We start from the raw sequence: 12,595 nt of genomic DNA, 5'->3' as shown, positions 1-12,595 counted from the left end.
CACTTGGGGTGCGCGTGCGCCGCCTGTCCGTGTGGCGCAGCAAGAGGGGCTATGGATTTTCTTCGTCGTGTATTTGGCGCCCGCGGGCGGGAGGCCGGGCCGTCGCTGGAGCTGTGCGACAGCGGCAGCGCAGGGGCACAGGATTCGCAACGCGCGGACACCGTGCTCGCGGCCCTCGACATCGACGCAGCCATCAATGCCCACGAACGCTGGAAGGCGCACCTCATGGACTACCTCGAAGGGCGCACCACCCAGGGCCTGGACCCTTCGGAGGTGCGACGCGGCGACCGTGGCGCGCTGGGGCGGTGGCTGCATGGCGTGGGCGGTGAACTGCTGGGCGACCAGCCCGCCTATGCCGTGCTGATGGCGCGCCACCAGTATTTTCACGAACAGGCCGCAATGCTGGTGGCACTGGCCCAGCAGGGCGAATGGGACAAGGCCGTGCAGGTGCTCAACGGCGGATACCGCTACGGCTCCAGCCAGGTCGTGCTGCTCCTCAAGGAACTCAAGCGCGGCCTGGTGCAGCAGCCACTGCCCTGACGGAATGGCCGGATGGCGGGTCAGGCGCCGCGGGCGTTCCGGCCGGTCAGGGCGGTGAACAGGCGGTGCTCGCACTCCGGATCGCTGCACTTCTCGCAGTTCCAGGCGCGCAGGCGTGCCGTGCGCGCGGGCCGAGCAGCCGGTGTGGGTGCAGAAGTGCTGCCGGTACTCCACAGACTGGCGTCCGGAGCCATGTTTTTGATGGCGTTCAGCGCATTGGCGAGCCGCTGATCGCCATGGCCATACACCACCTGATAGCCCATCTCCCGCTGGGCGAGGTCCGTGCGCAGGCTTGCATCGGCGGCTTCCTGTTCGGGCCGGTCGCGCGCGGGGCAGGGCAGATCGAGCCCCATCAGCAGCACGTGGCGGGTGGCATCGGCCTGGCCCGGAGAGTGCAGGCCGCCCAGGTCGTGGCTCCACAGAATGCGCACCGCCCCGGGGGGCAGGCGTTCCTGCAGCGCGGCGGCCAGCGCCTGCGCGCCGGTGCCGGGCGCGCCGAGCAGGACAACGAGGGTGGGCTGGGACGGCACGATGACAGGAGGGCGAGATGTGGAGATGTGGAGATGTGGAGAGGAGGGGGGCATCCCCCTGTCCAAGGCCGGGGCCGGGATAGCGCCGCGGTGGCCGCGGCTCAGCGCGGCGTGAACTGCACGTAGACCTCGTTGGGCTTGACCATGCCCAGCTCGCTGCGTGCCTTTTCTTCCACCATGTCGAGCCCTTCCTTGAGGTCATGCACCTCGGAGGACAAGCGTTCGTTGGCCTGCCGGGCCTGGTCGTTGGCCGCCTTCTGCACGTCGATCTGCCGCTGCATCTCGTTGACGCGCGGCACGCTGCCCCGCCCGAGCCAGAGCTGGGCGTGCAGTGCTGCGAGCAAGGCCAGCAGGATGACGGGAACAATGCGGGAGACCATCGCTTACCCCTTGGCGTGGGGTTTTGCCACCGGGCCGCCCCAAGGCAACACGCGGCCCCCTGGGGAGGCAGGGAGCCACAGGCAGTGGGCGACCGTGGGGGCCATTACTTCAGGTTATAGAACGCAGCGCGGCCGGGGTAGTGCGCGATCTCGCCCAGGTCTTCCTCGATGCGCAGCAGCTGGTTGTACTTGGCGACGCGGTCCGAACGCGACAGCGAGCCGGTCTTGATCTGGCCCGCATTCGTGCCCACGGCGATGTCGGCGATGGTGCTGTCTTCGGTTTCGCCCGAGCGGTGCGAGATCACGGCGGTGTAGCCGGCGCGCTTGGCCATCTCGATGGCGGCGAAGGTTTCGGTCAGCGTGCCGATCTGGTTGATCTTGATCAGGATCGAATTGGCGATGCGCTTGTCGATGCCTTCCTTCAGGATCTTGGTGTTGGTCACGAACAGGTCGTCGCCCACCAGCTGCACCTTGTCGCCCAGGCGTTCGGTCAGGTGCTTCCAGCCATCCCAGTCGCCTTCGTGCATGCCGTCTTCGATGCTGATGATGGGGTACTTGTCCACCCAGGCCGCCAGCATGTCGGTCCATTGCTGGGCGGTGAGCTTCAGGCCGCCTTCGCCTTCGAGCACATACATGCCGTCCTTGTAGAACTCGCTCGCGGCGCAGTCCAGGCCCAGGGCGATCTGCTCGCCCGCCGTGTAGCCAGCGGCTTCGATGGCTTGCAGGATGAGGCGGATGGCCGCTTCGTGGTTCTCGACGCTGGGGGCAAAGCCGCCTTCGTCGCCCACGGCGGTGCTCATCCCCTTGTCGTGGATGATCTTCTTGAGCGCGTGGAACACCTCGGCGCCCCAGCGCACGGCTTCGCGGAAGGTCGGTGCGCCCACGGGGATGATCATGAACTCCTGCAGGTCCAGGCTGTTGTTGGCGTGCGCGCCGCCGTTGATCACGTTCATCATGGGCACGGGCAACTGCACGCTGCCCATGCCGCCCAGATAGCGGTACAGCGGCAGGCCGGACTCTTCGGCGGCGGCGCGGGCCACGGCCATGGAGACCGCCAGCATGGCATTGGCGCCCAGGCGGCTCTTGTTCTCGGTGCCGTCGAGGTCGATCAGGGTCTTGTCCAGGAAGGCCTGTTCGGAGGCATCCAGGCCCAGCACGGCTTCGCTGATCTCGGTGTTGATGTGCTCCACGGCCTTGAGCACGCCCTTGCCCAGGTAGCGGCTCTTGTCGCCATCGCGCATTTCAATTGCTTCGCGGCTGCCGGTGGACGCACCGGAAGGCACGGCGGCACGGCCCATCACGCCCGATTCCAGCAGCACGTCGCATTCGACGGTGGGGTTGCCGCGGCTGTCCAGCACTTCGCGGCCTACGATGTCAACAATGGCACTCATGATTTTCCTTGAGGTTTTTGAAATTCATTCAGACGGGCGGGACGGGCTTTGCTTGTTCAGGCCAAATGGCAAAATGGTCGCTTGGGCGCGTCTGTAGTCATTTTATGCTACTGATTTGATAGTAAATCAGCCTGCAGGTACGAACCGGGTACAACCCGACCGGCGTGAGTTGGCCGCCGCGTATCAGACGCCCTCGACGCACACCATGCGCATGATGGCGGCGCCTTCGCGGGCGGCCTTGGCTTTCTGGTATTCGGGTGTGTCGTAGAAGGCGCGCGCGGCCTCGAAGCTGGGGAACTTGAGCAGCACGGTGCGGCCGGGGTTCCAGTCGCCCTCCAGCACTTCCACCTTGCCGCCGCGAATGCACACCTCGGCGCCATGCGCCTGCATGGCCACGGTGCTCCATTTTTTGTACTCTTCGTACTGCTCAGGGTTGGTGACGGTGACGGATGCGATGACGTAACCACTGCTCATGTCTCAGGCTCCAAAGTTGTTTTCGAGGAATCCATTTTTCTTGGTGATGTCGTCCAGCGCCACCAAGGTCTCCAGCAGCGCCTTCATGTGCTTCAAAGGCACAGCATTGGGGCCGTCCGACCAGGCCTCGGCGGGCCGGGGGTGGGTTTCCATGAAAAGGCCCGCCACGCCCACGGCCACGCCCGCGCGGGCCAGCACCGGCACCATGTCGCGCGCGCCGCCGCTCACGGCGCCCAGGCCGCCGGGCTTCTGTACCGAGTGGGTCACGTCGAACACCACCGGCGCGCCGGAGTTGCGCATCTCGGCCAGGCTGGTCATGTCGGCCACGAGGTTGTTGTAGCCAAAGCTCACGCCGCGCTCGCAGGCCAGGAAGCGGTCTTCCGAGAGGCCGGCTTCCTGCGCGGCCGCGCGGGCCTTGTCGATGACGTTCTTCATGTCCCAGGGCGCGAGGAACTGGCCCTTCTTGATGTTCACCGGCTTGCCGGACTGCGCCACCGCGCGGATGAAGTCGGTCTGGCGGCAGAGAAAGGCCGGGGTTTGCAGCACGTCCACCACGCTGGCCACCTCGGCCACGTGCGAGGTGTCGTGCACATCGGTCAGGATGGGCAGCTGCAACTGGCGGCGCACTTCATCGAGGATCTTCAGGCCCGCCTCCAGCCCCACGCCGCGCTTGCTGGTGCCGGAGGAGCGGTTGGCCTTGTCGAACGAGCCCTTGTAGATCAAGGGGATGCCCAGCGCCGTGCAGACCTCCTTGAGCTGGCCCGCGACGTCCAGCGACATCTGCTGGCCTTCGATGGAGCAGGTGCCCGCGATCAGGAAAAAGCGCTGGTCCAGGCCGACATTGAATCCGCACAGCTGCATAGGTCTCCAATCAGGCTTTAGTAGCCGCTTGCTGGTGTTCGACGGCCGCCTTGATGAAGGCGTTGAACAGCGGGTGGCCGTTCCACGGCGTCGACTTGAACTCGGGGTGGAATTGCACGCCGATGAACCAGGGATGTACGTTGTTCGGCAGCTCCACGATCTCGGTGAGCTGCTCGCGCTGGGTCAGCGCGGAGATCACGAGGCCCGCCTTGCGCAGCTGGTCCAGGTAGTTCACGTTGGCTTCGTAGCGGTGGCGGTGGCGCTCGGTCACCACGTCGCCATAGATGCTGTGGGCCAGTGTGTTGGCCGACACGTCGGAGCTTTGTGCGCCCAGGCGCATGGTGCCGCCCAGGTCGGAGTTCTCGTCGCGCTTCTTGATGGTGCCGTCGGCGTCCTTCCACTCGGTGATCAGGGCGATCACGGGGTGGGGGGTGGTGGCGTCGAACTCGGTGCTGTTGGCGTTGGCCAGGCCCGCCACGTGCCGGGCGTACTCGATGGTGGCCACTTGCATGCCCAGGCAGATGCCCAGATAGGGCACCTTGTGCTCGCGGGCGAACTGGGCGGTGGCGATCTTGCCTTCCACGCCCCGCACGCCGAACCCGCCGGGCACCAGGATGGCGTCGTACTTGGCGAGCTTGGCGGCGGCATCGGTGCCGTCGATGGTCTCCGAGTCGACGTGGTCGATCTTCACGCGCACATGGTTGCGCATGCCGGCGTGGCGCAGGGCCTCGTTGACGGACTTGTAGCTGTCCGACAGGTCCACGTACTTGCCCACCATCGCGATGGTGACTTCGCCCTGCGGGTGCTCGGTTTCATGCACCAGGTCGTCCCAGCGCTTGAGGCTGGTGGGCGGCGTGTTCAGGCGCAGCTTGTCGCAGATCAGGCCGTCGAGGCCCTGCTCGTGCAGCATGCGCGGCACCTTGTAGATGGTGTCCACGTCCCACATGCTGATCACGCCCCACTCGGGCACGTTGGTGAACAGCGAGATCTTGGCGCGCTCTTCCTCGGGAATGCGGCGGTCGGCGCGGCACAGCAGGGCGTCGGCCTGGATGCCGATCTCGCGCAGCTTCTGCACGGTGTGCTGGGTGGGCTTGGTCTTGAGCTCGCCGGCCGCTGCGATCCAGGGCAGGTAGGTCAGGTGCACGAACGCCGCATTGTTGGGGCCCATGCGCAGGCTCATCTGGCGCACGGCTTCCAGGAACGGCAGCGACTCGATGTCGCCCACCGTGCCGCCGATCTCGACGATGGCCACGTCCACGGCATCGGGCGTGCCGATGCCGGCGCCGCGCTTGATGAATTCCTGGATCTCGTTGGTGACGTGCGGGATGACCTGCACGGTCTTGCCCAGGTAGTCGCCGCGGCGTTCCTTCTCCAGCACGGACTGGTAAATCTTGCCCGTGGTGAAGTTGTTGGTTTTCTTCATGCGCGTTTCGATGAAACGCTCATAGTGGCCCAGATCCAGGTCGGTTTCTGCGCCGTCGTCGGTCACGAAAACCTCGCCGTGCTGGAACGGCGACATGGTGCCCGGATCTACGTTGATGTAGGGGTCAAGCTTGATGAGGGTGACTTTGAGTCCCCGCGATTCGAGGATCGCGGCAAGGGAGGCTGAGGCGATTCCCTTACCGAGGGAAGACACCACACCGCCGGTGACGAAGACAAATTTGGTCATGTCTTTTTTGGTGGTGGGAAATTGGGATTATAGATGGCGCCCCGGCGACACCCCTGCCGGCAGGGACACCCCCGTCTGCTAAATTCGCCGCATGAATGAGCTTGCTGGCAAACACATTGTTCTGGGTCTGAGCGGGGGCGTGGCTTGCTACAAGGCAGCCGATCTGTGCCGCCAGCTCATCAAGGAGGGCGCCACCGTGCAGGTGGTGATGACCGAGGCGGCCGCGCAATTCATCACGCCGGTGACCATGCAGGCCCTGTCGGGGCGGCCCGTCTACGGCTCGCAGTGGGATGCGCGCGAGCCCAACAACATGCCGCACATCAACCTCAGCCGCGAGGCCGATGCGATCCTGATCGCGCCCTGCAGCGCCGATTTCATCGCGCGGCTGGTGCAGGGCCGTGCCGACGAGTTGCTGAGCCTGCTGTGCCTGGCACGCCCCATCGACCGCGTGCCGCTGCTGCTGGCCCCAGCCATGAACCGCGAGATGTGGGCCCACCCCGCCACAGCGCGAAACCTGGCCCAGGTGGCCAGGGACGGCGCCCGCGTGCTGGGCGTGGGCAATGGCGACCAGGCCTGCGGAGAAACTGGCGATGGCCGCATGCTGGAGCCTTCAGAGCTGCTCGAGGAGCTGGTTGCCTTCTTCGCGCCCAAGGTGCTGGCGGGGCGCAAGGTGCTGGTCACCGCCGGACCGACCTTCGAAGCCATCGATCCGGTGCGCGGCATCACCAACCTCTCCAGCGGCAAGATGGGCTTTGCCATCGCCCGCGCGGCGCGCGAAGCGGGGGGCGATGTCACGCTCGTGGCCGGTCCCGTGCATCTGCCCACGCCGCGCGGGGTGCAGCGCCTGAATGTCCAGTCTGCACAGGAAATGCTGGCAGCGGTTGAGGGGCAAGCGCATGACGCTTCTATTTTTATAGCAACGGCGGCAGTGGCAGACTGGCGGCCTGCTGCGCCGTCCACACAGAAGATCAAGAAAGACGGCTCCGGCCAGACCCCCACGCTGGGCTTTGTGGAGAACCCCGACATCCTGGCGGGCGTGGCGCGGTCGCCGCGCGCGCAGGCGGGCCAGCTGTACTGCGTGGGATTTGCCGCCGAGAGCCACGATCTCCTGGCCCACGCCACCGCCAAGCGTGCGCGCAAGGGGGTGCCGCTGCTGGTGGGCAATATCGGGCCCGCCACCTTCGGACAGGACGACAATGCCCTGCTGCTCGTGGATGCCGATGGGCACCGCGAGCTGCCCCGCGCGTCCAAGCGGGTGCTGGCGCGGCAGCTCATCGAGGACATCGCGGCGCGGTTGCCGCCATCGGATTCGTGACGTTCGTTTCCCCGGAGGTTGTATGAAAACTGGCTCCACCAAGCCTGAATGGGACACGCCGCCCGACGGCGACTTTGCGCGCTATGTGGAGCGGCTGACGGCGCCGGCCCCGTCCAGGAAAGCCCAGGTCCTCTCTCCGGGGGCCACCGGCCCTGCGCCACCGGTGTCCCCGGGCGGCTCCCGGTCGACCCCCCGCGCCGGTCCGCCCGATCTCGCGCAGGCGCTCGGGCCCCTGATGGGCGTGCTGCGAACCGTGCGCGTGGTGCTGTTGCTGCTCATCGCCGCGCAGGGGGTCGCGCTGTTCCTGTTCAGCCAGGGGTCCTTGGCCGGCCTGGTCGCCATGGCGGCCATCTGGTGGGCGCTGGGCTGGCTGATGGACGCGGCGCCCAGGGCCATTTCATCCCCAGGCGCCGCGCCAGGCGTGCAACCATTGCAAGAGCGACTGCGGCAAGTGGCCCAGCAGCGCAAGACAGGAAAGAAGAAGTAGTGAAGATCGATGTCAAGATTCTGGACCCGCGCATGGCGGATCAACTCCCCTCCTATGCCACGCCCGGCAGCGCGGGCCTGGACCTGCGGGCCTGCCTGGACGCGCCGCTGACCCTGCAGCCGAACGCATGGCAGCTGGTACCCACGGGCATCTCCGTGTACATCAAGGACCCGGGATATGCCGCGCTCATCCTGCCGCGCTCGGGCCTCGGCCACAAGCACGGCATCGTGCTGGGCAACCTTGTCGGATTGATCGACAGCGACTACCAGGGCCAGCTCATGGTGAGCGCCTGGAACCGCAGCGGCACGGCATTCACGCTGGAGCCGATGGAGCGGCTGGCGCAACTGGTGATCGTGCCGGTGGTGCAGGCGCAGTTCAACGTGGTGGCCGAGTTCGCGGCGACCCAGCGGGGAGAGGGCGGCTACGGGTCCACCGGCAAGGCCTGAAGGGGCGGGTCCCTCTGGCCTGGGAGCTGGCGCCTGTCAGACACGGCTTACTTTTCGAAGGGTCTGTTACGGACAGGGCCTCAGCCCCTTGTCCACGCGACAAGCCCCTTGCGCGTTGTTCCAATCAAGGCATGCGTACCCGGACCGGATTGTCGGACCATGCGCCAGCCCCTGACTTTAGGAGATTGAAAAATGCTGCAATTTAAGCGTTCGTTTGCCATTGTGGGCGCCGTTGTCCTCGCGGGATCCCTGGCGGCCTGCGGCCACAACCGGTCGGCCCCCCAGCCCCAGTATTCGGGAGGCTATTCGGGCGGATACCAGTCTGCGCCCGCCTACCCGAACAACCCGGCGGGCACCGAGTATGGCCGTGTGTCGAACATCGAAGTGCTGCAGGGCCGCTCGCAAGGGCAGACCTCGGGCGCGGGCGCCGTGCTGGGCGCGGTCGTGGGCGGGGTCCTGGGCAACCAGATCGGCAAGGGTTCCGGCCGCGCGGCGGCCACTGGCGTGGGCATCCTGGGCGGTGCCGTGGCAGGCAATGCCATCGAAGGCCGCAACAACAGCCAGGAATATGCCCAGGGCTATCGGCTCTCTGTCCAGCTGGACCAGGGCGGCTATCGTGCCTACGACGTGAGCAGTCCGGGCGATCTGCGCATCGGCGACCGCGTGCGCCTCTACAACGGCCAGATTTCGCGCCTGTAAACCGAACCCCGCAGCCGCCACCGCGGGAATCCTGAGCTGTTCAGGATTCCCGGGCCTGGCTCACCCGCTCAATCAATGCAGCAGGGAGCCGCCGGGCGCCTGCGGCTGTACCCGAAAGAAGCCGGTGCCCGCGGTGCCCCGGCCAATCTCATCTTCCGTGGCTTCGCGCACGGCCTGCACCGTCAGCTGCAGCCGCAGGGCGATGCCCGCGAGCGGGTGGTTGCCGTCCAGAACCACGTGCTCTGGATAGATCTCCGTCACGGTGTACAGCCCGCTGCGCGGTGCATCGGGGTTGCAGCCCTCCGGCAGGGCCATTCCATCAAACGTCATCCCTTCTTCCAGCTCCGCCGGAAACAGGGACCGGGGTTCCAGAAAAAGCAGTTGATCGTTGAAGTCGCCAAAAGCGTCCTCGGGTTCCAGGTGCAGAGCCAGCGTGGCCCCCGGGCCGTGGCCTTGCAGGGCTTCCTCGATGCGCGGCAGCAGGTCGTCGCCCCCTACCAGGAACTCCACGGGGTCATCGAGAACATCCAGTTCTTCGCCAAGGGTGTCTTTGAGCGTCCAGGTCAGTGCGACTACGCATTGTTGGGTAATTTCCATAGGAGAATTGTCGCAGTTTGACCAATGCCTCCGCAAAGGAGCGCCACTCTCCCATGGATATCCAGCAACCCCTTTCCCTGCTCGGCGGCATGACCCCCGCGCAATTCATGCGCCGCCACTGGCAGAAGAAGCCCTTGCTGGTGCGGCAGGCCATCGCGCAGTTTTCGCCGCCTGTACTGCGTGCCGAGCTTTTTGCGCTGGCTTCCCAGGAGGGGGTGGAGTCCCGCCTGGTGCAGTTGGCCAAGGGCGCCTGGAAGCTGCGCCACGGACCGTTCAACCGCCGCGCCCTGCCGGCGCTGCAGCAGCCCGACTGGACCCTGCTCGTGCAAGGGGTGGACCTGCACAACGACGCGGTGCACGCGCTGATGCAGCAGTTCCGTTTTGTGCCCGAGGCGCGCCTGGACGATCTCATGATCAGCTATGCCGCCGACGGCGGGGGCGTGGGTCCGCATTTCGACAGTTATGACGTCTTTCTGCTGCAGGCCCACGGAAAGCGGCGCTGGCGCATTGGCCGCCAGAAGGACTTGTCGCTGCGCGATGACATTCCGCTGAAGGTGCTGGCCCACTTCGAGCCGGAAGAGGAGTTCGTTCTCGAGCCTGGCGACATGCTCTACCTGCCGCCCCGCTATGCGCACGACGGCATCGCCGAAGGCGAATGCATGACTTATTCGATAGGCTTTCGGGCGCCGGCCCGTGCCGAGCTCGCGCAGGAGCTGCTGGTGCGTCTGGCGGAGGATGCAGGCGATGAAGAGGGCAGTCCCTTGCTGTACCGCGATGCGCAGCAGGCGGCGGTTGCCCAGCCCGCCGCCATTCCGGCGGGGCTGCACGATTTCGCGCGGACCGCTCTGGCCCGCGCCTTGGCGCAACCCCTGGTGCTGGAGCGTGCGCTCGGGGAATATCTGACCGAGCCCAAGCCCAGCGTATGGTTCGAGCCCGGGGACGCGGGCGTGATGCTGGAAGGCGTGCGCCTGGATCGCCGCAGCCGCATGATGTATGACACCCACCACGTGTTCATCAACGGCGAAAGCTACCGTGCCGCGGGCCGCGACGCGACGCTGATGCGCCGCCTGGCGGACGAACGCCAACTGACTGCCCGCGAACTCGCGCGCGCGAGCGACGATGCGCTCGAGCTGCTGTCGTCCTGGTGCGATGCCGGCTGGGCGCATGCATGGGCTGAAGGCTGAAAAGACTGGTGCATCCCAAGGAGACGCTCCCATGACCGAGGCTTCCTCCATCCCCGCGGATCCGCTGCGTGAACTGCCGTCCGGGCGGTTCAGCGGCCGTGAGGCGTTTCAGCAACTGGTGCGCGACGCGATGGCCACGGCCGCACGCGACGGGTGGCCGGAAATCGTGATCAGCGACGCGAACTTCCACGACTGGCCGCTGGGTGAGCGCAGCGTGGCAGAAGCCCTTCAGCACTGGGCGCACGGGAGCCGGCGCTTGACGATGCTGGCGTGCAGCTATGACGATGTGGTTCGCCGCCACGCCCGTTTTGTGCGCTGGCGCGGTACCTGGGACCACATCATCACGTGCCGCCGCAGCCCCGCGGCGGACCCGCTCGATATCCCCAGCGCGTTGTGGTCCCCGCAGTGGGTGCTGCAGCGCCTGGACCCCGAGCGGTGCGTGGGCGTCACGGGCAGCGAACCCGATCGGCGGGTGCTGCTGCGCGAGAATCTCAACGAGTGGGTGCGTGGCAAGAGTTCACCCGGTTTTCCCGCCTCGACCCTGGGTCTGTAGATGAAATACCTGCTTTGCGCCGTGTCAATGGGGTGTAAAGCTTTCGTCAGTGTTAGTCAGTATTGACTAAATACCAATATAATTAGCGGCTGCGCCGAAAAGGTGCAAGCCAAAGCGCATTGTGCCGACGCGTTCCGAGGCTTCCAGGAGCCCGACGCCGCGGCTTTTCAAGATTCTGTCTGTCCAACTAGGAAAATCGAAATGAAGAACTCTCTCGTTCTGGCCGCCCTGATCGCTGCTGCAGCACTCGCCGCTTGTGGCAAGAAGGAAGAACCCGCTCCAGCACCAGCACCTGCTGCCGTGGAAGCACCAGCTCCTGCACCCGCACCTGCTCCTGCCGCCTCCGACGCAGCTCCTGCTGCTTCCGACGCCGCTTCGGCTGCCGCTGCACCTGCTGCTGACGCTGCCAAGGCTGCTGCCGACGCTGCTGCCACCGCTGCCGCTGGCGCTTCCGCAGCCAAGTAATTTGCTGCAGGCCCTGGTTGGTTGCAAGACCAGCCACTGCCCGAAGGCCCCGCACCGCAAGGTCGGGGCTTTTTCTTTTCCGGGCGCGGAACGTGTTTTTGTGGTGCGCCGTCCGTGGGGGGGGGCGGGCGGGGTGGCCGGTGGGCGCGCTCGTGTCAGATCGGCGCCTGCGCCACCGGCAGCCATGCCGTGCCTGCCGTCGGGCAGGCCACGGCGATGGCCTCCACGGGCCAGTCCATGGCGGGGGCCAGCGCCTCACGTGCGATGGAGGGCGCATTGTTCTTGGCGCTCAGGTGGGCCGCCACCACCGTCCGCAGGCCCGGATGGCGGACGGCGCGAAGGATGTCCGCCGTGACCCGGTTGGCCAGGTGGCCGAAGGGGCCGCCTACGCGGCGCTTCAGAAAGAGGGGGTAGCGGGATGCCGCCAGCAGCGCGGGGTCGTGATTGGCTTCGATCATCAGCGCGTGGCAGCCCTCGAGCTGCTGCAGCACATGCTCGCTGGCATGGCCCAGGTCGGTCAGCACCCCCAGGTGGGCGGCGCCGTCGGAGCAGCGCAGCTGCAGCGGCTCGCGGGCGTCATGCGGCACGGTGAAGGGCCGGGCCTCGAACGTGCCCAGGTCGATCGGTGCCATGTCGTGCGCGACGCGCAGCATGTCGCCAAAGTCCGGCTGGCCCAGGGCGGCGTAGGTGCCCTGGCTCATCCAGACGGGAATGCCGTAGCGCAGGGCCACGGCCTGCGCGCAGCCGATGTGGTCGGAATGTTCGTGGGTGATGAAAACCGCGTCCAGGTCCTCGATCTGCAGCTGCGCCTGCGCCAGCCGGCCCTGCAGTTGCCGGATGCCGAAGCCGCAGTCGATCAGGAGGCGGCGCACCTGCGTGTCGCAGCGGCCTTCCACCACGGTGGCATTGCCGGTGCTGCCGCTCCCCAGGTTTTTGAAACGCAGCATGGAGGGCGAGGATATTGCGTCGTGCCGCGGGGCGGACCGGGGCCGGTCCTCGCGGAC

Annotated in this window: 16 protein-coding genes; 8 read left to right on the top strand and 8 right to left on the bottom strand. The window is 66.5% G+C overall.

The window, feature by feature from the left end; genetic code table 11:
• Positions 1–51: 51 nt before the first annotated feature.
• Positions 52–540: a CZB domain-containing protein gene (locus AC07PV_RS19825; protein WP_494631121.1), complete on the top strand. Its 489-nt coding sequence runs from the start codon at positions 52–54 to the stop codon at positions 538–540.
• 20 nt (positions 541–560) lie between these two features.
• Here AC07PV_RS19825 and AC07PV_RS19820 read toward each other — a convergent pair whose 3' ends face one another.
• The 6 genes from AC07PV_RS19820 to pyrG all read right to left on the bottom strand — a co-directional run bounded on the left by AC07PV_RS19820 (position 561) and on the right by pyrG (position 5,845).
• Complete coding sequence (locus tag AC07PV_RS19820) at positions 561–1,070, bottom strand: hypothetical protein (protein ID WP_218295466.1); 510 nt, start codon at positions 1,068–1,070, stop codon at positions 561–563.
• A gap of 101 nt (positions 1,071–1,171) precedes the next feature.
• Positions 1,172–1,450, bottom strand: a complete 279-nt coding sequence (locus tag AC07PV_RS19815) for a septum formation initiator family protein (protein WP_218295465.1) — start codon at positions 1,448–1,450, stop codon at positions 1,172–1,174.
• A 104-nt stretch (positions 1,451–1,554) separates the two neighbouring features.
• Positions 1,555–2,841, bottom strand: a complete 1,287-nt coding sequence (gene eno / locus AC07PV_RS19810; RefSeq protein WP_494631120.1) for a phosphopyruvate hydratase — start codon at positions 2,839–2,841, stop codon at positions 1,555–1,557.
• 183 nt (positions 2,842–3,024) lie between these two features.
• A complete protein-coding gene (locus tag AC07PV_RS19805) occupies positions 3,025–3,315 on the bottom strand; it encodes a DUF1330 domain-containing protein (RefSeq protein ID WP_218295463.1) in 291 nt (96 codons plus the stop codon).
• Between the two features lie 3 nt (positions 3,316–3,318).
• Positions 3,319–4,176 carry a 3-deoxy-8-phosphooctulonate synthase gene (kdsA, locus tag AC07PV_RS19800; RefSeq protein WP_494631119.1) on the bottom strand — a complete coding sequence of 286 codons (858 nt, stop codon included), beginning with the start codon at positions 4,174–4,176 and terminating at the stop codon, positions 3,319–3,321.
• A 10-nt stretch (positions 4,177–4,186) separates the two neighbouring features.
• Positions 4,187–5,845 carry a CTP synthase gene (gene pyrG / locus AC07PV_RS19795; protein ID WP_494631117.1) on the bottom strand — a complete coding sequence of 553 codons (1,659 nt, stop codon included), beginning with the start codon at positions 5,843–5,845 and terminating at the stop codon, positions 4,187–4,189.
• A 91-nt stretch (positions 5,846–5,936) separates the two neighbouring features.
• On the opposite strand from pyrG, the gene coaBC reads away from it, so the two are divergent.
• From coaBC to AC07PV_RS19775, 4 genes are all read left to right on the top strand, one after another.
• On the top strand, positions 5,937–7,160 hold the full coding sequence (gene coaBC / locus AC07PV_RS19790; RefSeq protein ID WP_218340192.1) for a bifunctional phosphopantothenoylcysteine decarboxylase/phosphopantothenate--cysteine ligase CoaBC: 1,224 nt from the start codon (positions 5,937–5,939) through the stop codon (positions 7,158–7,160).
• A gap of 22 nt (positions 7,161–7,182) precedes the next feature.
• On the top strand, positions 7,183–7,647 hold the full coding sequence (locus tag AC07PV_RS19785) for a hypothetical protein (RefSeq protein ID WP_494631116.1): 465 nt from the start codon (positions 7,183–7,185) through the stop codon (positions 7,645–7,647).
• Positions 7,647–8,093: a dUTP diphosphatase gene (dut, locus tag AC07PV_RS19780; protein ID WP_218295459.1), complete on the top strand. Its 447-nt coding sequence runs from the start codon at positions 7,647–7,649 to the stop codon at positions 8,091–8,093. The genes AC07PV_RS19785 and dut overlap by 1 nt, the downstream gene beginning before the upstream one ends.
• Positions 8,094–8,285: 192 nt before the next feature.
• Positions 8,286–8,792 (top strand): outer membrane lipoprotein, encoded by a 507-nt coding sequence (locus AC07PV_RS19775; protein ID WP_218295458.1) that lies wholly within the window; start codon positions 8,286–8,288, stop codon positions 8,790–8,792.
• A 72-nt stretch (positions 8,793–8,864) separates the two neighbouring features.
• Here AC07PV_RS19775 and AC07PV_RS19770 read toward each other — a convergent pair whose 3' ends face one another.
• Complete coding sequence (locus AC07PV_RS19770) at positions 8,865–9,389, bottom strand: FKBP-type peptidyl-prolyl cis-trans isomerase (protein ID WP_218295457.1); 525 nt, start codon at positions 9,387–9,389, stop codon at positions 8,865–8,867.
• Positions 9,390–9,442: 53 nt separating this feature from the next.
• Here AC07PV_RS19770 and AC07PV_RS19765 point away from each other — a divergent pair, with 53 nt between their 5' ends.
• The 3 genes from AC07PV_RS19765 to AC07PV_RS19755 all read left to right on the top strand — a co-directional run bounded on the left by AC07PV_RS19765 (position 9,443) and on the right by AC07PV_RS19755 (position 11,591).
• The gene (locus AC07PV_RS19765) at positions 9,443–10,573 is read left to right on the top strand and encodes a JmjC domain-containing protein (RefSeq protein ID WP_218295456.1); all 1,131 of its coding nucleotides are present in this window, start codon (positions 9,443–9,445) and stop codon (positions 10,571–10,573) included.
• 31 nt (positions 10,574–10,604) lie between these two features.
• Entirely contained in the window at positions 10,605–11,126 is a 522-nt protein-coding gene (locus AC07PV_RS19760) for a hypothetical protein (protein ID WP_218295455.1), read from the top strand.
• A 201-nt stretch (positions 11,127–11,327) separates the two neighbouring features.
• Entirely contained in the window at positions 11,328–11,591 is a 264-nt protein-coding gene (locus AC07PV_RS19755) for a hypothetical protein (protein WP_218295454.1), read from the top strand.
• 155 nt (positions 11,592–11,746) lie between these two features.
• Here the strand turns inward: AC07PV_RS19755 and AC07PV_RS19750 are convergent, their stop codons facing one another.
• Complete coding sequence (locus AC07PV_RS19750) at positions 11,747–12,538, bottom strand: MBL fold metallo-hydrolase (protein WP_218340196.1); 792 nt, start codon at positions 12,536–12,538, stop codon at positions 11,747–11,749.
• Positions 12,539–12,595: the final 57 nt, after the last annotated feature.

It is taken from the genome of Acidovorax sp. GW821-FHT09A11 (assembly GCF_059418365.1).
This window is presented reverse-complemented; position numbering and strand designations above follow the sequence as displayed.

What these genes read in the sequence shown, in the direction of transcription:
- AC07PV_RS19825 (WP_494631121.1), top strand. Translation starts at nt 52, where the DNA reads ATGGATTTTCTTCGTCGTGTATTTGGCGCCCGCGGGCGGGAGGCCGGG.
- AC07PV_RS19815 (WP_218295465.1), bottom strand. Translation starts at nt 1,450, where the DNA reads ATGGTCTCCCGCATTGTTCCCGTCATCCTGCTGGCCTTGCTCGCAGCA.
- eno (WP_494631120.1), bottom strand. Translation starts at nt 2,841, where the DNA reads ATGAGTGCCATTGTTGACATCGTAGGCCGCGAAGTGCTGGACAGCCGC.
- AC07PV_RS19805 (WP_218295463.1), bottom strand. Translation starts at nt 3,315, where the DNA reads ATGAGCAGTGGTTACGTCATCGCATCCGTCACCGTCACCAACCCTGAG.
- kdsA (WP_494631119.1), bottom strand. Translation starts at nt 4,176, where the DNA reads ATGCAGCTGTGCGGATTCAATGTCGGCCTGGACCAGCGCTTTTTCCTG.
- pyrG (WP_494631117.1), bottom strand. Translation starts at nt 5,845, where the DNA reads ATGACCAAATTTGTCTTCGTCACCGGCGGTGTGGTGTCTTCCCTCGGT.
- coaBC (WP_218340192.1), top strand. Translation starts at nt 5,937, where the DNA reads ATGAATGAGCTTGCTGGCAAACACATTGTTCTGGGTCTGAGCGGGGGC.
- AC07PV_RS19785 (WP_494631116.1), top strand. Translation starts at nt 7,183, where the DNA reads ATGAAAACTGGCTCCACCAAGCCTGAATGGGACACGCCGCCCGACGGC.
- AC07PV_RS19775 (WP_218295458.1), top strand. Translation starts at nt 8,286, where the DNA reads ATGCTGCAATTTAAGCGTTCGTTTGCCATTGTGGGCGCCGTTGTCCTC.
- AC07PV_RS19770 (WP_218295457.1), bottom strand. Translation starts at nt 9,389, where the DNA reads ATGGAAATTACCCAACAATGCGTAGTCGCACTGACCTGGACGCTCAAA.
- AC07PV_RS19765 (WP_218295456.1), top strand. Translation starts at nt 9,443, where the DNA reads ATGGATATCCAGCAACCCCTTTCCCTGCTCGGCGGCATGACCCCCGCG.
- AC07PV_RS19760 (WP_218295455.1), top strand. Translation starts at nt 10,605, where the DNA reads ATGACCGAGGCTTCCTCCATCCCCGCGGATCCGCTGCGTGAACTGCCG.
- AC07PV_RS19755 (WP_218295454.1), top strand. Translation starts at nt 11,328, where the DNA reads ATGAAGAACTCTCTCGTTCTGGCCGCCCTGATCGCTGCTGCAGCACTC.
- AC07PV_RS19750 (WP_218340196.1), bottom strand. Translation starts at nt 12,538, where the DNA reads ATGCTGCGTTTCAAAAACCTGGGGAGCGGCAGCACCGGCAATGCCACC.